General features: G+C 62.5%; 17 protein-coding genes. 7 read left to right on the top strand and 10 right to left on the bottom strand.

Annotation, left to right across the window (positions count from 1 at the left end; translation table 11 throughout):
• Positions 1–255: 255 nt before the first annotated feature.
• Genes CFE428DRAFT_RS39340 through CFE428DRAFT_RS29920 form a run of 4 tightly spaced genes read right to left on the bottom strand, consistent with a single transcriptional unit; the run spans position 256 to position 5,564 of the window.
• Entirely contained in the window at positions 256–1,245 is a 990-nt protein-coding gene (locus tag CFE428DRAFT_RS39340) for a helix-hairpin-helix domain-containing protein (RefSeq protein WP_202797528.1), read from the bottom strand.
• The gene (dnaE, locus tag CFE428DRAFT_RS29930; protein WP_006983474.1) at positions 1,226–3,403 is read right to left on the bottom strand and encodes a DNA polymerase III subunit alpha; all 2,178 of its coding nucleotides are present in this window, start codon (positions 3,401–3,403) and stop codon (positions 1,226–1,228) included. Before dnaE ends, CFE428DRAFT_RS39340 begins: the two co-directional genes overlap by 20 nt.
• Positions 3,384–4,889, bottom strand: a complete 1,506-nt coding sequence (locus tag CFE428DRAFT_RS29925; protein ID WP_006983473.1) for a DNA polymerase Y family protein — start codon at positions 4,887–4,889, stop codon at positions 3,384–3,386. The genes dnaE and CFE428DRAFT_RS29925 overlap by 20 nt, the downstream gene beginning before the upstream one ends.
• 6 nt (positions 4,890–4,895) lie before the next feature.
• Positions 4,896–5,564 carry a hypothetical protein gene (locus CFE428DRAFT_RS29920; protein ID WP_042726096.1) on the bottom strand — a complete coding sequence of 223 codons (669 nt, stop codon included), beginning with the start codon at positions 5,562–5,564 and terminating at the stop codon, positions 4,896–4,898.
• 234 nt (positions 5,565–5,798) lie between these two features.
• Between CFE428DRAFT_RS29920 and CFE428DRAFT_RS29915 the strand changes: the two genes are divergently transcribed.
• A complete protein-coding gene (locus CFE428DRAFT_RS29915; RefSeq protein WP_006983471.1) occupies positions 5,799–6,011 on the top strand; it encodes a KTSC domain-containing protein in 213 nt (70 codons plus the stop codon).
• A 146-nt stretch (positions 6,012–6,157) separates the two neighbouring features.
• Here CFE428DRAFT_RS29915 and ligA read toward each other — a convergent pair whose 3' ends face one another.
• Together ligA and CFE428DRAFT_RS40675 are read right to left on the bottom strand one after the other, a co-directional pair.
• The gene (gene ligA, locus CFE428DRAFT_RS29910) at positions 6,158–8,134 is read right to left on the bottom strand and encodes an NAD-dependent DNA ligase LigA (RefSeq protein WP_006983470.1); all 1,977 of its coding nucleotides are present in this window, start codon (positions 8,132–8,134) and stop codon (positions 6,158–6,160) included.
• Positions 8,074–8,442 carry a DNA ligase LigA-related protein gene (locus tag CFE428DRAFT_RS40675; RefSeq protein ID WP_006983469.1) on the bottom strand — a complete coding sequence of 123 codons (369 nt, stop codon included), beginning with the start codon at positions 8,440–8,442 and terminating at the stop codon, positions 8,074–8,076. The genes ligA and CFE428DRAFT_RS40675 overlap by 61 nt, the downstream gene beginning before the upstream one ends.
• Positions 8,443–8,995: 553 nt before the next feature.
• Here CFE428DRAFT_RS40675 and murQ point away from each other — a divergent pair.
• A complete protein-coding gene (murQ, locus tag CFE428DRAFT_RS34745) occupies positions 8,996–10,720 on the top strand; it encodes an N-acetylmuramic acid 6-phosphate etherase (RefSeq protein ID WP_049975796.1) in 1,725 nt (574 codons plus the stop codon).
• Positions 10,721–11,405: 685 nt separating this feature from the next.
• On the opposite strand, the gene CFE428DRAFT_RS29900 is transcribed toward murQ, so the two are convergent.
• From CFE428DRAFT_RS29900 to CFE428DRAFT_RS29890, 3 genes are read right to left on the bottom strand one after another with little or no spacing between them, the layout of a single operon-like run.
• Complete coding sequence (locus tag CFE428DRAFT_RS29900) at positions 11,406–11,669, bottom strand: CopG family antitoxin (protein WP_006983467.1); 264 nt, start codon at positions 11,667–11,669, stop codon at positions 11,406–11,408.
• Between the two features lie 21 nt (positions 11,670–11,690).
• Entirely contained in the window at positions 11,691–11,972 is a 282-nt protein-coding gene (locus tag CFE428DRAFT_RS29895) for a BrnT family toxin (protein ID WP_006983466.1), read from the bottom strand.
• A gap of 3 nt (positions 11,973–11,975) precedes the next feature.
• Positions 11,976–12,356: a VOC family protein gene (locus CFE428DRAFT_RS29890; protein ID WP_006983465.1), complete on the bottom strand. Its 381-nt coding sequence runs from the start codon at positions 12,354–12,356 to the stop codon at positions 11,976–11,978.
• 89 nt (positions 12,357–12,445) lie between these two features.
• Here CFE428DRAFT_RS29890 and CFE428DRAFT_RS39335 point away from each other — a divergent pair, with 89 nt between their 5' ends.
• Genes CFE428DRAFT_RS39335 through folD form a run of 5 tightly spaced genes read left to right on the top strand, consistent with a single transcriptional unit; the run spans position 12,446 to position 16,045 of the window.
• Positions 12,446–13,126, top strand: a complete 681-nt coding sequence (locus CFE428DRAFT_RS39335) for an FGGY family carbohydrate kinase (RefSeq protein ID WP_006983464.1) — start codon at positions 12,446–12,448, stop codon at positions 13,124–13,126.
• A 25-nt stretch (positions 13,127–13,151) separates the two neighbouring features.
• Positions 13,152–13,949 carry an FGGY-family carbohydrate kinase gene (locus CFE428DRAFT_RS39330; RefSeq protein WP_006983463.1) on the top strand — a complete coding sequence of 266 codons (798 nt, stop codon included), beginning with the start codon at positions 13,152–13,154 and terminating at the stop codon, positions 13,947–13,949.
• Positions 13,950–14,507 (top strand): UbiX family flavin prenyltransferase, encoded by a 558-nt coding sequence (locus CFE428DRAFT_RS29880; protein WP_006983462.1) that lies wholly within the window; start codon positions 13,950–13,952, stop codon positions 14,505–14,507. It abuts the gene before it with no gap.
• Positions 14,508–15,164 (top strand): lysophospholipid acyltransferase family protein, encoded by a 657-nt coding sequence (locus CFE428DRAFT_RS29875; RefSeq protein WP_006983461.1) that lies wholly within the window; start codon positions 14,508–14,510, stop codon positions 15,162–15,164.
• Positions 15,161–16,045 carry a bifunctional methylenetetrahydrofolate dehydrogenase/methenyltetrahydrofolate cyclohydrolase FolD gene (gene folD / locus CFE428DRAFT_RS29870; RefSeq protein WP_006983460.1) on the top strand — a complete coding sequence of 295 codons (885 nt, stop codon included), beginning with the start codon at positions 15,161–15,163 and terminating at the stop codon, positions 16,043–16,045. The genes CFE428DRAFT_RS29875 and folD overlap by 4 nt, the downstream gene beginning before the upstream one ends.
• Positions 16,046–16,195: 150 nt before the next feature.
• Here folD and CFE428DRAFT_RS29865 read toward each other — a convergent pair whose 3' ends face one another.
• On the bottom strand, positions 16,196–18,100 hold the full coding sequence (locus CFE428DRAFT_RS29865; protein ID WP_006983459.1) for a serine/threonine-protein kinase: 1,905 nt from the start codon (positions 18,098–18,100) through the stop codon (positions 16,196–16,198).
• Between the last annotated feature and the right edge of the window lie 156 nt (positions 18,101–18,256).

Raw genomic sequence — 18,256 nt, 5'->3', positions numbered from 1 at the left:
TTTTCGGAGACACACGATGACGTGTGCCGAGGGAAATTCGTGAAAGGTCGCGGAGTAAACTACCGAGGACGAGTTTGTGGCCGTGTGAGGGCGAGGAGGTCCTCGGATGCGTACAGCCCTCCGTGCTCTTCCACCTGATGACTCTTCTGGCCGCACTTCATACGCATCGGGCGCTTATACCATATGAGGGGGCGGCATGTCGTTCAAAAATGTGGCCATCGCATGGTGTACGTTCGTCGTGGCCGTACCGTATAATCACCGGAAGTCATGCGACTCCGCGAGCTGCATCTCCGGCGCGGGGAGGGGGAAGATGCGCTGGGCTTTGATGTGGATGACGTTCTCGTAGTTTTGCAGCGGGCCTTCGATGACGAGAAAGGATTCCGAGGTGATGAGCAGGCGGCAACGCTCGAAGAGCTTCGGTACAACGATGGCATTGGCCACGCCGGTCTCGTCCTCGAGGCTGATGAAGACGAATCCTTTCGCCGTGCCCGGGCGCTGGCGGCAGATGACTTGCCCGGCGATTTGCACATACGTGCCGTTGGCCCCCTGGGCGAGATCGGCCGCGCGCCAGGCTTGCGGCACCCGGTCGCGCAACAGGCGCATGGGATGTTTGCCGATGCTCAGGTTCATGCCGCTGTGATCCGCGTGCATGCGTTCCCAGCTGGTCATCGGCGCGAGCGGGGTGGTCGGTGGAGGCGTTGCTGGTTTGGCGAAGAGGCTTTCGCTATCGAACGGCAATTCCACCTGCCACAAGGCATCGCGGCGATGAGCACTGAGGCCGCTGAGCGCGCCGATCCTGGCCAGTGTGCGTTGCTCGGGTTTGGTGAGTTTTGTGCGCAGATTGAAATCGGCGACCGAAGTGAACGGCTGGCGCATCCGCTCCAATAGCAAATGCGCGGCGTGCTCCTGGCGCAGGCCATTCACCACGCAGAGGCCGAGTCGCACGGTCGAGTCATCGATGACCGTGCAGTTCCATTCCGACTCGCACACCGACACCGGCAGGAAGTGCAAGCCGCGCCGCTGGGCATCCTTGATCAAGGTCGCCGAGGAATAAAATCCCATCGGCTGGTTATTGAGCAGCGAAGCATAAAACTCCGGCGCGCGATGCACCTTGTACCAGGCCGAGGCATAAGCGAGCAGGGCGAAGCTAATGGCGTGCGACTCGGGAAAGCCGTAGACCGCAAAAGACTGCACGGATTTCACGACCAGTTCGGTGACTTCGTCGCTATGCCCTTTCTCTTTCATACGTTTGCGCAACTTGGCGCAGGCCGCGTTCATCGCGATCGTGCGAGCGGTGGAAGGACAGTGCGCGGCGTAGTTCCTCCGCTTCGGAGCCGTTGAAGTCGGCCAAATCCATTGACATCTTGAGCATCTGCTCCTGAAACAGCGGCACGCCGAGCGTGCGTTCCAAGGTTGGCCTCAGGATCTCCTCCACGTCTTTGTGCACGTAAACGTGCTCTTCCTGATTGCACCGCCGTTTGAGATACGGATGCATGAGCCCGCCTTGAATAGGTCCCGGGCGCACGATGGCGACTTCCACGACGAGATCGTAAAAGCACTTCGGCTTGAGTCGCGGCAACGTGGCCATCTGCGCGCGGCTCTCGATTTGGAAGAGACCGATGGTATCCGCGGCGCGGATCATTTCATACGTCTCCGGATCATCCGCCGGCACTTCATACAGCTCCACCTTGTGCCCGCGTTGTTCGCTGAGCTGGATGGTCTCTTGCAGTACGGACATCATGCCGAGTCCGAGCAGGTCGACCTTGATGATGCCGAGGTCCTCGCAATCGTCCTTGTCCCACTGCGCGACGACGCGGCCGGGCATCGAGGCATTTTCCAGCGGGATAAACGAGCTGAGTTGATTCTGGCAGATGATCATGCCGCCGGAGTGCTGGCCGAGATGCCGCGGCAACCCGCGAATCATCTGGTAAAGATAAGCCGCGGCCTCGGCGCGCGGGTGATCCTTCGGAATGCCCGCCTGGGTGAGTTGCGCCAGCAGGTCGAGCGTATGTGGAAAGTCGCCATTGGCGAAGAGCGCGGAGAAACGGCCGATGGATTCGAGGGAAAAGTTCAACGCCTTGCCGATCTCGCGCATGGCGCTGCGTCCGCGGAAGGTGATGACATTGGCCGTCATCGCCGCGCCGTGCTTGCCGAAACGGCGATAGACTTCCTGGATCACCGATTCGCGCCGGTCGCCGCTGGGGAGATCGAGATCGATGTCCGGCCAGGTGTTGCGGCCTTCGGCGAGGAAACGCTCGAAGAGGAGGTTGTATTCGATGGGATCACAGGCCGTGATACCGAGCGAAAAACAGACTACCGAATTCGCCGCGCTGCCTCGCCCCTGGATCATGATGTCGCTTTTTTTGGCAAACTCCACCAAGTCCCAGATGCAGAGAAAGTAACCGCAGAACCCTAGCTGCTCGATGAGGCCCAGCTCATGGTCGATTTGCCGGAGTGTCCGTTCATTGAAGTTACGGCACCTGGCGCGGGCACCGGCCAGGACTTGCTTGCGCAAGTAAGTGGCCATGCTTTCCCCCTCAGGAACGGGGAAGGTGGGAAACTTGTAGCCAAGATCTGCGAGCGTGAAGTGCAGCCGCTCGGCCAGCGCGACGGTGTTGTCGATGGCCTCGGGCAAATCGGTGAACAGCTTTGCCATCTGCGCCGCGGATTTAAGGTAACGCTCGCCGTTGGCGCTGAGCAGCCGGCCGGCGGCATCGAGATGGGTGTGATGCCGCGCACAGGTAAAGACATCGAGTACGCCGCGCTGCTCGGGGATGCTGTATTGCACGCCATTCGTGGCCAGCAAGGGCAGACGCTCGGCGCCGGCGAGGTCGGCAAGCTGGCGGATGCGCAGTTCCTCCCCGCGCTGCAAATGGCGCTGCACTTCGACGAAGACATTCTTATCCCCGAAGGCCCGCCGCAACCGCGTGACCCGCTCGCGGGCGCCGGCCAAATCATCGCGCTCGAGACAACGTGCGATCGGTCCTTCCTCATCGCCGGTGAGCGCGACGAGGCCTTCGGTAAATTCCGCGAGTTCGCTCCAATACACGGGCGCATCGGTCTTGGTGCCGCGCAGCTTGGCCTGTGTGATGAGCCGGCAGAGATTTTGGTAACCGGTTCGCGATTCGACGAGCACGGGCAGCACGGCGCCATCTTCGAGCGTCAGTTCCGCGCCGAGAATCAGCCGAGGTTTGCTTTTTTTCTCCTCTCCTTCTTTGCCCGCTTCGATCTCTTTGCTCTTATTATAAAAGCGGGGTGCGCCGTAGACTCCATCGCGATCGCAGAGCGCAACGGCCGGTAAATTCAACTCCGCCGCCCTTTCGGCAAGCTGCTCCGGCAGGCTCGCCCCGCGCAAAAAGCTGAAAGCGCTGCGGGTGTGCAGCTCAACGTACGCTCGCTTCATAACAGCCCTCCAGAAAACAAGTACCTTGGGATTTCGAGATGCGATAGAGCGCGCCGTCACTGAGCTCGATGTCCCATTCCTCGGCGCTCCACTCGTGCGAATCCCACCACTGGCCGGAGACGCGATACGGCCCCGCCATATCGATCACTTCGCCCTGTGCTATTGGCGAGGAAAGCCATTTCGGCACATGCCGCTCGAAACGCACCTGCGCCGGCAGCGGTGGACGGAAACGTCGCAGCGGCAGGCCCAGCGTGTGGCTTGCCGTGGGCCCGGCTTTTTCGCGCTCCGAGAGCGTTTGAAAATCCGGCGCCACCAGTTGAAAGCGATCCGGCTGGTGCGTGTCTTCGAGTTGCACGACACCGACGTTTTCCGCGCCGACGAGCGCGGCGATGCGGCCCAGCGTTTCGCCAAAACGGTTCGGATCGCGCAGCGGACTTTCGAAAAGCTGAAATTGCGAGCGATTGGCGACTACCGGCTCGACGCGCAAGCGCACGCCGATGGGCTGCTGCTCCAGCCGCAAGTTTTCGAGATGCGTGTGCAGGATACGGAAGAGCACCTCGGTGTCGGTGGTCGGCGAGGGAATAGTGAAGGTGCGTTCGTAACGATCCGTCCCCGCGGTGACATTCGATGGGCCGGGCTCGAGGGGGATAGTGAGCGTCATCTGCGCGGCCACGCGATACGCTTCCTCGAGGCGCAACATCAGTTGCTCGAGTTGGCGGCGCAGGATGAACAGCAACGGCTCGGTGGTCTCGATGGGATGCTCGAATTCGAAGGCTTCCCAAAAGACTTCCGGCGGTCGCACGAGGCGCAATTCCCGGTGTGCGCGGCCGGCGGCCTGTTCCCACAACGCGCCGGCTTCGGGGCCGAGGCGCTCGATCAATTCGCTCCGCGGCAGCCGTGCCAATTCGCCGAGAGAACCGATGCCCCAATCACGCAAAATCTCCAGCAGGCCGGGCGCGGCGTCCACGGCGGTGACGGCGACTCCGGCGAGAAACGCGCCGGCATGTTGCACGACGAGCGCGGGTTCCGCATGCCGGGCGGCCAGGATCGCGAGATCGGGATTCGCCGCCAGGCCGACCTGCACGCGCAATTGCCGCGTGGCGAATCGCTCCACCACGCCGCGCGCCCACGGCTCCCAATCGCACGCTTTCATCTGCCGCAGATCGGCTACGCAAAGTCCTTCCGCCGTCGCCTCGATGAGCGGTGAGAGCGTGCCGGTCGTTTCCAGCAAAAGAGCGCTGACGACTTCCTCCTGCGTACGTGAGCGTTGCAGCAGCCGCAGTGACGGGCAACGCGCGAGCGCCTGCGTCACCACCATGCCGGGCCACACTCCGCTGTGAGCGGCGGGGATCGTTGTTTCCAACACGCGGCCTTTTTCCGTGTCGCCATCGGTGATCGCCACCGGCTGCCGCCACGCTTCCTCGTGGAAACGCAAGGCGGCCTGCAGCGAAAACTGCGGAAGCAAAATGGCGGTGAACCAGGACACGGTTTTTTAAGCGGTGCGGACGTGCACCTCCTCCAGGGGTTGAATTTGCCGGCCGCGCCGGTAGACCTGCGCGTGCAGGCTTTCACACAACTCATCACGCGGTTGGGTGAGCGCGGAAAGGTTCCAATTCGATCGCAGGGTGATCCGCACCCGGGCGGCCTCGACGATGGGTTGCGGGGTCATCACCACCAGCGCGGTGCCGCTGCGTTCCACCAGTCGCTGAAACCGATGCCACGTGCTGGCCGGGATGCGGCCGATGCGGCGCAGAGGCATCGTCTGCAGATCGAGCAACACGAGCGGCAGATTGCCATCGCGCAAAAGAAGATCGGTGACCTTCACGCTTTGCTCCGGCGTTTCGCAAAAGACCGTGAGCAGCCGCGGCAAGACCGCGGCGTCGTAGCTCCCGGGATCAAACGAACGCCCGCCATCCACCAGCGCGGCCAGCCCGCGCTGCACCTGCAAAGCGCCGAGCATCCGATGCAAAAAGAACCCGCCACATCCGGGCGAACTGCAAAGCTCGGTGACCGCATTGTGCGGCAGCCCACCCTCCTGCGCGTCAATTTCACTCCAGCCCGTCGCCCAATGCCGCTGCGGCAAAGGCGCCGCTTCGGGAAAGCGCGTAGCGAGCGCTTCCCGAACGGCAGCGAGAGAAATGATATTGGCAGACGAGGGCACGCATATATGTTCACACGAACATATACCACTCGTCAATGGACGGTACCCGGAAACGGGGTGAGGAAAAGGATGAAGGCGGAAGGATGAGGGATGAAGTGAAGTGCGCTACGCGATGTTGCATGATGGAACTCTCTGCTGCGCGGTTCTTCATCCTTCATCCTTCCGCCTTCATCCTTTTCTTCCCATCCGACCATCTTCCACCCGCCAGCCGATGCAACCATTGTGCCCTCGAAAATGCATGGCCTCGACTCCTTGAGCCTCGCCGCCGCTGGCTACGACGCACGCGAAAAGGAGCTCACTCTTGCTTTCCGGCACGGCGGTATCTACCGCTACTTTGGTGTCCCTCGCCGCGCTTATCGCGCCCTGATGCGAGCCGAATCCAAAGGCCAGTTTTTCACCGGGCAGATTCGCGGGCATTACCGCTTCGAAAAGCTGGACTCGCCTTGAATAAGCACTTGGGGAACGCGTGAGGCCGAGAAGCTTTGAAAATGCCGTCCCTCCTCGCGGTCATTCTGAGCGGAGTGCCCGCCTTCACTCACCGGGGCACTCCGCTCAGAATGACCGCGAGGAGAGATGGCATTATTTAACAGTCCTTACTCGCCGAACAAATCGTCCGAAAGAGTGTTTGAAGAACCAGTGCCGGCGCCCGAGTCGGCCAGCATCTTGAGGAACTGGTCTTCGCTTAACACGGTCACGCCCAGGCTCTGCGCATCCTCGAGCTTCGAGCCGGCGCCGGGTCCGGCGACGACGTAGCTGGTCTTGCGGCTGACCGAGCTGGAGACGTTGCCGCCGAGAGCGCGGATTTTTTCCGCGGCGGCGTTACGGCCCATTTTTTCCAAGGTGCCGGTGAGGACGAAAGTCTTGCCCGCAAAGGCCTGGTCGCCCGCGCCGGGCGTGGCGCCTTTCGGCGCGATGTGGAGATGGTGCAGGCGCTTGAGGGTCTCGTGGCCACTTTCGCCGGCAAACCAATGGAGCGCGGCCTGGGCCACGACGGGGCCGACGACGGTGACGACATCCGCATCGGTCGCGCTTTTTTTCTTCGCCGGCGCGGCGAAGCCGGCCTCGAGCAGGCGGCGGCCCGCGGCGTTGGCCTCGGCGATCACCTCCGCATGGCGCGAAGCGAGCTTTTGCTTTTCCAGCTCGGTCTTGTCCTTGTTGCGCTTGCCGCGCGGATTCGATTCCTCGGCCTCGCCGTGCAGGCGGTCGAGCGCGACCACGTCACGCAGCATGGCGGAGTCACGCACCGCTTCCAGCGAGGGATGATGTTTGGCCAGGTCATGCGCGGTTTCTTCGCCCACCTCAGGGATGGCCAGCGCGTGCAGCCAGCGCGCCAGGGGCTGGGTCTTCGCGCGCTTGATCGCTTCCGTCACTTTGGTGGCGTTCTTCTCGCCGAAGACGCGCGGTTCATCATCCGTGCCGAGGTTCAGTGTGGCCAGTTGTTCGAGCTTGAGTTCGAAGAGATCGAGCGGGTCGCGCACCAGGCTGCGTTCCACCAGCTTGTCCGCGACGATGCCGCCGAGGCCGTCGATATCGAGCGCGCCGCGTTTGGCGAAATACTCGAGGCGGCGCGTCAATTGCGCCGGGCAATTCACATTCTCGCAGACCCACACGGCAAAATTCGGGTCGCGCTTTGCCTGGCTGTGGCACACCGGGCACTCGTGCGGAAAAGGAAAGGGTTGCGCCGAGGACGGACGCTTTTCCAGCACCACCTTCACCACCGCGGGAATGACCTCGCCGGCTTTCTCGATGAGCACGGTGTCGCCGATGCGGATGTCCTTGCGCTTGATTTCATCTTCGTTGTGCAGCGTCGCGCGGCTGATCGTGCTGCCGCGCAGAAACACCGGCCTGAGTTCCGCGACAGGAGTGAGCACGCCGGTTCTTCCCACCTGGATGGTGATGCTCTCCAGCACAGTCTCCGCTTGCTCCGAGACATATTTCCAGGCCTTGGCCCACTTAGGTGCGCGGGAATGGTAGCCGACGCGCTCGCGTTGCTCGATGGAGTTGAGCTTGATGACCGCGCCATCCGTCTCGAAGCCGAAGCCGTCGCGAATGGAATCGAGCTCGTCGATCGCCTTCATGACTTCCTCCGCGGTGTGGCACACGCGGGTGAACTTCGGTGTGCGCAGGCCGAAGGCCTTCATCCACTCCAGCAGCGCGGCCTGCGTGGGCGGCGGGTCGACGCTGATCTCGCCGAGGCCGTAGAGGACGATCTCCAACGGACGCTTCGCCACCAGTGCCGGGTCGAGCTGCTTGAGCGTGCCGGCGGCGGTGTTGCGGGCGTTGGCGAAAGGTTCCTCGCCCGCGGCGATCATTTCCTCGCGGATGCGCTGGAATCCGGCGACTGGCAGATACACTTCGCCGCGCACTTCCAGCACCTCGGGCGCGCCTTTCCCGTGGAGCCGTAGTGGGATGCTACGCAGGGTCTTGAGATTGTCCGTGATTTCATCGCCGCGCTCGCCGTCGCCCCGCGTAGCGCCGCGGGTGAAGACGCCATTTTCATAAAGCAGGCTCACCGCCAGGCCATCGACCTTCGGCTCCACGAGCCACTCGAGCTGCTCGCCCGGCAGCATCTTTTCCACGCTGACGATCCACTTCTGCAGCGTCTCAAGCCTTCCTTGGCGAAAAGATTGTCGAGCGAAAGCATCGGCACCGCGTGCCGCACTTGCCTGAAGCCCGCGGTCGCTTTTTCGCCGACCCGCCGGGTGGGAGAATCCGGCGTGATGAATTCCGGATGCGCGTCTTCCAGATCGCGCAGCTCGCGGAAGAGCGCATCGTAATCCGCATCCGAAATCGTGGGGGTGGCCTCGTCGTAATAACGCCGGTTGTGCTCCTCGAGTTGCTGGCGGAGTTCTTCGATGCGGGTCTGGACGTTGGGCATAGCGCGTCTGGAAAGTAGATTGGCGAATCGCGCGGGATGCCAGCCCGTTCTGGTCGAAAGACGAATTCCTGCTTTGACAACAATCCGCTGTGCTTACGCTGCTATCCCACCAACCTTCCGCTGCAGATCTCTGCATCCCGGAGGGATGCCATAAATTAGCCGGTGGCGTAAGCCACCGGACTCGCCCCTACACCATCATCCGTCCCGGAGGGCCGAAAAAAAATGGTGACCAGAAAGTGCGTTTGCCGCAACGAGATGTCCCTGAATGGCGTAATGGTAATCGCGTTCAACGTTCGGGCGACCCTTCGGGGCGCAGCCGTCTTTACCGGGCTCCGGTGGCTCACGCCACCGGCTAATTTATGGCAAGCCTCCGGCTTGCGGCGGACGCCTTTTATCCGGAAAAATCTTCTCATCGGCTAGACGGATATCCCGGCGTCTATGCGCAGCATAGACGCCAGCGTGCCCGATTTCAGCCCCCGGTCTCATACGGACCGGGATGAAAACATTCGGCAGAGTTGAGTGCAGACGGACGACGTTTTACGATAGTATGGGTATGGAAAGTCCAAAGCGCATTCTTGGTATCGAAGGTGGTGGCACCAAAACCAATTGGGTGCTCCTGAACGGCGGCGGCGCCGTGTTGCGGGAAGGCGTGCTGTCCGCCTCGAATCTCCAACTCATTTCCGACGAAGCTCTGACCAGTCTGCTTTCGGTCCTGCCCCGCGACGCCACCCATGTGGGCGCGTTTCTGGCCGGCTGCGGCACGGCGGACGATCGCGCGCGGCTGCACCGGCTGGTGGAGAAGATCTGGCCGGATGCGCAACTGGCCATCGGCAGCGATCGCGACTCGGGTCTGGCCACGGCGTTTCGCGATGGCGATGGCATTGCGGTCATCGCCGGGACGGGCGCGGCGGTGCATGGGCGCAAGGGAGAGCGGATCGAAAAGGCGGGCGGATGGGGGCAATTGCTCGGCGATCGCGGCAGCGGCTACGACGTGGCGCGGCGCGGCTTGCGCGAGGTGCTTACCCATTTCGATCTCAACCACCAGATCACGCCGGTGGCGGAGGAAATCCTGCGCACGCTGAGCCTCAATCGGCTGCAGGATCTCGTGGGTTGGGCGATGCAGGCCGACAAGATGAGCGTCGCTCGCCTGGCGCCGGCGGTTTTCAATGCGGCGAAATTTGGCGACCGGCAGATGGTCGAGATCATCGAATCGGGAGCGCAGGTGCTGGCGGAATTCACCCAGGCGGTGGCGCAACGGCTGGAGTTTCCCGACGCGCCGGTGCGGCTGATTGGCGGCATGTTTACGAATCACGAGGAATACGCGGCGTTGTACCGTTATCGGCTGAGCCAGTTGGTGCCGAAGGCCACGGTCGAGGTGTGCGCGGAATCCGGCGCACTGGGCGCGGCGTGGCTGGCGGAGCATATCCCCAGCGCTCCGCCGCCCCGCGAGACGACGGTGGCTTCCGATGCGGACGCACTGGCGACCGCTGCGACGGAGCAGAGCAATCCGCGTTCGACCGATCTCGAGAAGCAGACCACGGCGCAGTTGGTCGAGCTGTTCATTTCCGAGGAGCCGAAGATCACCGAAGCGCTGAGCGCGCAGCGGGAGGAATTGGTCGACGCGGTCGATCTGGTCAGCACGGCGCTGACCGCGAAGGGCCGGCTTTTCTATGTCGGCGCCGGGACGAGCGGACGGCTCGGGGTGCTCGATGCGAGCGAAATTCCGCCGACCTTTGGGGCACCGCCGGAACTGGTCCAGGGCATCATCGCGGGCGGTGTGACGGCGTTGCATCGCGCAGTGGAAGGTGCGGAGGACCAGCCCGAGGCGGGCGCGCTCGCGATGTTGGAGCGCGGGGTCTGCCAGCGCGATGTGGTCTGTGGCATTTCGGCCAGCGGACGGGCGCCGTTTGTCGTGGGCGCCCTGGAGCGGGCCCGCTTTCTCGGTGCGCGAACGATCCTGCTCACGTGCAACCCCCAGCGCACGAAGACGCATTGGGACGTGGAGATCGACCTGCCGACCGGCCCGGAGATCGTCACTGGCTCCACGCGGCTCAAGGCCGGCACGGCAACCAAGGTCGTGCTCAATATCCTTTCCACCTGCGCCATGGTCCGGCTGGGCCGCGTGCGCGGCAATGCCATGGTCGACCTGCATATTTCGAACGCAAAGTTGCGCGATCGTGGCGTCCGATTGGTCAGTCGTGAGCTGAAGATCAGCTACGAGGAGGCGATGGCCCGCCTGGAGCACGCGGGTTGGAACGTCCGGGCCGCCTTGCGCTGAGAGGCAGCAGCAGAAAGCGCGATGAGCAAAGCTCCGGGGAGCTCGCCCGTCCCGGGTGCTGGCGACGGCGTCTCGCCGTCGCGAACTTTTGTAAGATTTCAATTCTCCCGAGACTACGATCACGGGAGGGAAGTTCGTTTCGGCGGGACGCCGAAACCAGCACCCGAGACGGGTGCGCTCCCCGGAGTTCCGCTCCGCGACCGCGCTCCAATGGCTGGGTCCGTATTCCGTCCATGCTCTCCGGAGATGCCGCTTTTTGGGCGGCGACAAATAAACACGGTGGCTAATTTCGCCCACTCTATCCGGGAGCGATCCATGCGCAATCCATCGTCTGGCGACCTAACTTCCCTCTGTAACTAGCACTTTTCCGCGTCGAAAAACCCGCTTGGCATGACCGGTGCTAAAGGTGCGTTCGTCCGAAATACGGACGAGGAAAAAATCCAAATAGGGGAGCAGCTCGACTGGAGGGCGTTTGCCTGAGCGGACCGGGGGGAACCGCTGAGGCTGGGCCAGTCGAGCTGCGATTTCCCTGGGGGTGGGGACAGTAAAAAGTGATCAGTAATCAGTATTCAGTAATCAGTATTCAGTCGCCGCGGGCGTACGTACTCGCATGGGGCAACTGACCTACTGACCTACTGACCTACTAATCACTGATTACTGATCACTGATTACTTTTTACTGCTCCCTACAGCTCCTTCTCCAGCCGCTCGCTCAGCCACTGCTTGATCATGCTCTGGTAATTCAAATACCGCGAGCGGGCGATGCGCTTGATGCGGGCCAGCAGGCGCGGGTCGAAGCGCAGGGTGATCGTCGTCGATTCCCGCGTGTCGGCCTTGAGCAGCGAGGCGTTCATCAACCGCACATCGAGACGGGACTCGGCCCAGAAGACGGCCTCTTCTTCTTCGGTCTCAAAGCTCGGGACCTCGGTCCAGTTGGTAACGACTTTCATCGGTGGGAAGCGAAAAGGGGGTTAGTAGGTGCTCTCGGCGTTCTTGCGGTCGTAGAAGGCCAGCTCCTCCGGGGTCATTTCCCGGGCCATGATCGCCCGGTAGCGTTTCCCGTCGGTCCAGAAAATCGTGAAGACACCCCGGTCGCTGACCGATTTGCCGAGGTTGAAATAGCGCGCTTTGTCCGCCTCGCCCCCGGCATCCGGCAGGAGGCGCAGGCTAAAGGGGTCCTCGAAGGATTCTTCGATTTCCTTGGGCGAAATCTTGCGCAGATCAAAGGGAGCGTCGAGCCAGTCGAATTCCATGCCTTATTTTCCCCGTTGAATGAGCTCGATCTCGTAACCCTCGGGCGCATCGACAAAGGCGATGACGCTGCCGGAGCCAGTCGGGGTGGGTCCATCGGAAAGGGGATACCCTTTCTCCGCGGCGTGTTTGGCAAAGGCGTCCAGGTCGTCCACCTCAAAGGCCAGGTGGGTGATGTCGTAGCCGACCTTCACCTCGCCGCTGCCGTCGTATTGGCAGATCTCGATCTCTTCCTCGCTCCCGGGCGCCTTGAAAAAGACCAGCTGGGAACCCCGCGGTGATGTGTGCCGGCGGAGCAATTCCAGCCCGAGCACGTCCCGGTAAAAGGCGACCGTCTTTTCCAGATCGCTGACGCGATAACGGGTATGGAGGAGCTTTTTAACCATCGGAAAATTTGGGGTTTCAGATTTCAGGGTTTCACATTTAGCCTCCGTCCTCGCTGGCTACCAGCGCTTTTCCCAACGATTCACTTTCCATGATCTCTCTCGGTATCGATAGCGGTACGCAAAGCACCAAAACCATCGCCCTCGATCTCGAGTCCGGCAAAATCCTCGCCACGGCCTCCCACAGCTACAGCCTCATCGAGGGACTTCCGCCCGGGCATCTCGAGCAGGAGCCCCAGCACTGGCTCGATGCCGTGGACATCACGGTCCGGGCGGTGTTGGAAAAACTCGGCAAAAAGAAGGACGCCGTGAAAGCCATCGGCGTCAGCGGCCAGCAGCACGGGTTCGTGCCCCTGGACAAGAAGAACAAGGTCATCCGCCCGGCCAAGCTCTGGTGCGACACCTCCACCACGGAGCAGTGCGCCCAGTTCAACGAGGAATTCGGCGGGCAGGACGAGATCATCAAACTGGCCGGCAACGCCATCCTGCCCGGCTACACCGCGCCGAAGATCCTCTGGCTGAAGCAAAACGAGCCCCGCAATTACAAGGCGCTGGCCACCGTGCTGCTCCCGCACGATTACATCAATTTCCATCTCACCGGCGAACGCGGCATGGAGTACGGTGACGCCTCGGGCACCGGCCTGCTCGACGTCCGCGAAAAGAAATGGTGCGAGCCGCTCGTCGAATTTATCGACCCCGACCTGCTCCAGGCCCTGCCGCCGCTGGCCAGTTCGCGCCGGGCACTTTGGCCTCCTCCGCGAGAACCTGCGTGAAGCGTGGGGCCTTTCGAAGGGCGAAGTGACGGTGAGCGCCGGCGGTGGCGACAATATGATGGGCGCGATCGGTACGGGCAACGTCCAGCCGGGCGTGGTCACCGTGAGTCTCGGCACCTCCGGCACGGTCTACGCCTTTGCCGAGAAACCGGTCATCGACCCGCGGGGCGAGATCGCCGCCTTCTGCGATAGCACGGACCGCTGGCTGCCGCTGGCCTGCACCATGAACGTGACCGTGGCCACCGAGCAGGTCTGCCGCATGTTCGGCTGGTCGCACGAAGAGCTGGAAAAGAATGTGCATACCGCGCCCGCCGGTTGCGGCGGCTTGCTCTTCCTCCCTTACCTCAATGGCGAGCGCACCCCGAACCTGCCCAACGGCACCGGCGTGCTCCATGGCATGAAGACGGAGACGATGACCGCCGCGCATCTCGCCCGCGCCACCATGGAAGGCGTGACTCTCGGCCTCGGCTACGGTCTCAATCGCTTCCGCGAGCTGGGCATCCAGCCCACGGAAATCCGTCTCACCGGTGGGGGCAGCAAGAGCCCCATCTGGCGGCAGATCGCCGCGGATATCTTCGGCGTGCCCACCATTTGCCTCGCTTCGGCGGAAGGCGCCGCGCTCGGCGCGGCCCTGCAGGCGACCTACGCCAGCCACATGGCCACGGGCCAGACCACGACCTTCCGCCACCTTACGGACAAGTTCGTCAAACTCGACGAATCCACCCGCGCCAAGCCGAACTCTGATCACAAGGAGCTCTACACCGAACTCCTCACCCGCCAGGGCGATTTGACGCGCCGGCTCCATGCGGCGGATTATCTGTAAATGAAACTCGTCCTCGCCGCGACCGGTGCGAGTGGCGCGATTTACTTGCAGCGCCTGCTCGATCTGCTCGATCCCAAAGAGCATGAGATCCATCTCGTCCTCAGCGGCTATGCCCGGCAGGTCATCAACGAAGAGCTCGGTGGCGAGCTCCTCGTGGCGGCCAGCGTGCGCCAGCACAGCGACAAGACGATGAATGTGCCCTTCGTCAGCGGCTCGGCGCGTTTCGACGCCATGGTCGTGGTTCCGTGCTCCATGGGCACGCTTGGACGCATTGCCGCCGGTACGAGCGAAACGACCATCCTGCGCGCCGCCGATGTCTTTCTCAAAGAACGTCGCAAGCTCATCCTCGTCCCACGCGAGACCCCGTGGAATCTCATCCACGCCCGCAATGTCGTGACCGTAATGGAAGCGGGCGCGATCGTGTTGCCGGCCTCGCCGGGGTTTTATTCCCGGCCGAAGAAAATCGAGGAGCTCGTCGATACCGTCGTCGCGCGCATTCTGGATCAACTTGGGTTGCCCGCGCAGGGGGCATTCCGGTGGGCGGAGAATGCCGAATAAATGAAGCCGGCGACCAAGGCCAAACTCATCGCGCTCGTCGGCGGCTGGATCGTGAAGCTCCTCTGCGCCACACTCCGCTTTCGCATTCAGGACCCCGACGGCTTTCTGCAGATGCCCCATACCGTGAAAATGACGGGGCTTTTCTGGCACAACCGCCTCTTCATCCTCCCGTGGCTCTACTCACACTACATGTCGCGTCGGGATTGCCCGCGCCACTCGAAGGCGCTGACCAGCGCCAGCAAGGACGGGGAAATCCTAGCGGCCTTCCTCGCGCGCTTCGACATCGGCGCCATCCGCGGTTCGAGTTCGCGGCGGGGGGCGGTGGCCATGCTCGAAATGGTGCGCACTTCCGAGGCCGGCTACGACATCGCCATCACGCCTGACGGCCCGCGCGGCCCAAAATACAAGCTCAACGCCGGCGTCATCACGTTGGCCCAGAAAGCGAAATCCCCCCCCCTTCCCATCGTGGTCTCCTACTCGCGTTACTGGCAGTTGAAGAGCTGGGATGCCTTTCAAATTCCCAAGCCCTTTTCCCGGGTGGACGTGACGCTGCTCCCGCTGGAAACAATCCCCGACACCGACACCGAAGAAGCTTTCGAAGCCCAACGCGCGCGCCTTGAGAAGATCATGCGCGACGCTCATCATATCGACTCATGACGCTCATTGACGGAAAAGCCATCGCCCAAAAAACCTACGCCGAAAGCAAGGCTGCCATCGCGAATCTCAAAGCGCGCGGCGTCACGCCCGGCCTCGCCGTCGTCCTCGTGGGCGACGATCCCGCCTCGCGCGCTTATGTGCGTTCGAAGGATAAGATGTGTCACGAGCTCGGCATGCACTCGGTGAAGCACGAGCTGGCCGCCGACACCGCGCAGGCCGATCTCATCGCGCTGGTGAAGCAGCTCAATGCCGATCCCGCTATTCACGGCATCCTCGTGCAATCGCCCCCGCCACCGCACATCGACGAGCGCGCCATCATCGAGACCATCGACCCGCGCAAGGACGTGGACGGTTTCCATCCCATCAGCGTAGCCAAGCTCGCCCTCGGCGATGCGGATGGCTTCGTGCCCTGCACTCCGCTCGGCTGTCAGCGTTTGCTCATCGAGAGCGGCATCGAAGCCGCCGGGGCGAATGTCGTCGTTCTCGGCCGTTCGATGATCGTCGGCAAACCGCTGGCGCTGCTCCTCATGAACAAGGGCAAGGGCGGTGACGCCACGGTGACCATCGCCCATTCACGGACCAGGAATCTCGCCGAGGTCTGCCGCCGCGCGGATATCCTCATCGCCGCCATCGGCCGCCCGGAATTTGTGAAAGCCGATTTCGTGAAAGACGGCGCCGTGGTCATCGATGTGGGCATCAATCGGGTCGACGACCTCAACACGCCAAAGGGTTACAAAATCGTCGGCGATGTCGCCTTCACCGAAGTCGCCCCGAAATGCCGCGCCATCACCCCCGTCCCTGGCGGCGTGGGCCCGATGACCATTGCGATGCTCATGGCGAATACGATCGCCTCCGCGCAGCGTTTCGCTGCCGGGGCATAGCGTCATTCTCGGAATCCATTTCCGAAGGAGGGCTGGAGGGAAGCGCGCCGTCGCTTCCGTGCCGCCGCGTTTCGCCCGGCACTGACGGAGCAGCGCCCTCCAGCGCGCTCTGTCTTCGGAAGTCAGTTTCGAAAGATTCTCTGAACCGCCCTAATCCCAAAGCCGCCGATCCTTCCCGGGGCGCGGTAAGATCAGGGCCTCGGTCTTGATCAGCGTTTCCTTAATCGATCGGCCGATCCGGGCCAGCATGGTAGGCTCCGCGTGTTTCCGCAACCGATGGTGGTGATGCGCGATTTCGTGGCCGGTTCGCGCATCGGGAGCTTCTTTCATCTCGAACTGGATGTCTTTCGTTTGGTCCGCGGCCATGTCCACGGTGCGGGAGGCGATTTTGTTGTCATCCGTGATCGCGACGAAGGCGTGACGGCCGGGCGGCATCGGAAGGGAAACAGGGGTGATGCCGAGCAGGACGTCCCCTTCGTAAATCTCCGCCCCCGGCGGCTGACTCTCCAGGCGCACCGTGCCATGCGGCAGATCCTGCACGAGGGTGGTCTTGCCCGCTTCCCTCAACTGGAAAGGCAGGGAGCGCGAAGGCCACCGGCCGCCGCCGACCACCAGTTGATAGGCGCCGGGTTGCAACCCGCCAACATTCGCCGGGCTCTCGCCGGTTTCCACCGCCTCCGAGGATGGATTGCCGGCATCCACGGGAAGGATGTGGAAGGGAATTCCGGGCGGGGTGGTTACGACCTCGAGGGACGCCGGCAGCGGCTTGAGCATGACCAGCGGGCCCGCGTTTTCCGCAGTCGAAATGTTCGGAGGCGTCACGGCCAGCGCGCCGGCCTGAGGAACGGGCTTCGCGGACGCGGGCTCGTGCTGGTCCGGCAGCGCGATGCTCATGGCGACGACGAGCGCGGCCGCCATCGTGCCCATCGAAAGCAAAAACCGTTTCTGCGCGCGAGTCACACGCCCCGATTGATTCTCCGCGGAGGTGGAAAGCGAACTCGTCGCGTGCAACGCGAGTGACCGCGCCTCTGGCCAGACCGCAGTGGTGGGCCGCTCGACTTCCTCCTGGAGGAGGCGCGAATCGAGTCTGGCCGACGACGACACATCGGCGGTGTGACTGGGGAACGGCGTGAGGTGATGATTCGTTCGCTCGACTTCGATATCGAGAAACCGCGCGATCTCGATCGCGGACGACGGCCGACCTGAAGGATCCTTGGCCAGGCAGGCGGCGACGGTGTCTTCCCACGCGTCTGGAATCGCTTCTCCGGTCGTGCTCAATTGCACCCGCCGGCCGGTCATTTTTTCGGGCGTGGCTGTGCGGATTTGCGCAGCGATGTCTCCCAGGATGAACGGCGGCTTGCCGGTGAGCAGTTCGTAGAGGGTGGCGCCGAGGGCGTAGATGTCATCGGACTCCGAGGCGACTTCGCCGGCCAATTGCTGCGGGCTCATGTAGCTCAAAGTGCCGCGGGTCTCACCCGACGTGGCCGCGTGCCTGGCCGCGTCGTGCAGCTGCCGGGAAAGTCCAAAGTCGGCAATTTTCACCGAACCTCGCGCGGTGATGAGGATATTCGCCGGTTTCAAGTCGCGGTGCACGACGCCCGCCTCGTGGTGCGCATAATCCAGCGCGGCGCAAAGTTCGGCGACCCACCCGCGCAGCGCGTCCACGTCGAAACACCGCTGGGGTTGATTGGCGCGCAATTGGGCCAGCGTGGAGCCTTCGACGTATTCCATGGCGATGGCCGCGGCTTCGTCGTCCTCGAGGAAATCGTAAATGCGGACGATATTTGGATGCGTGAGCTCCAGGCTGTGCCGCGTTTCCTTCTTCATGTCCTCGCGAGCGACGACGTCGCGAAAAAGTTTCTCGGACAGAAACTTCAAGGCCACCGGGCGATTCAGTCGCGCATCGTGCGCGAGCCAGACCACCGCCATGCCGCCACCGCCGAGCTTCCGCTCGAGCCGATAGCGGTCAAACAGGATTCGCCCCTGCCGCAGGGAACGGTGTTCTTCGTTTTTTGGGAAGGCGGAGTCGCCGGACGGGTTTTCAGAACTGCTCATCGCGAATCAACTGTGAAGGTTTCGCCTATCTACACCATGATTACATTTGTCGCTCTAGTTATTTTGGTTAGTGCCGATTTTTTTGAAGCACAAGCAGGCGCTTTTCCAACTTATTTTTACCTCCGAAAATGCCATTGCTCCGTTATCCGTTTTCAC

It is taken from the genome of Chthoniobacter flavus Ellin428, from assembly GCF_000173075.1.
Lineage (GTDB): Bacteria > Verrucomicrobiota > Verrucomicrobiia > Chthoniobacterales > Chthoniobacteraceae > Chthoniobacter > Chthoniobacter flavus.
The sequence above is the reverse complement of the archived record's forward strand: the minus strand, read 5'-3'. Positions and strand labels throughout refer to the sequence as shown.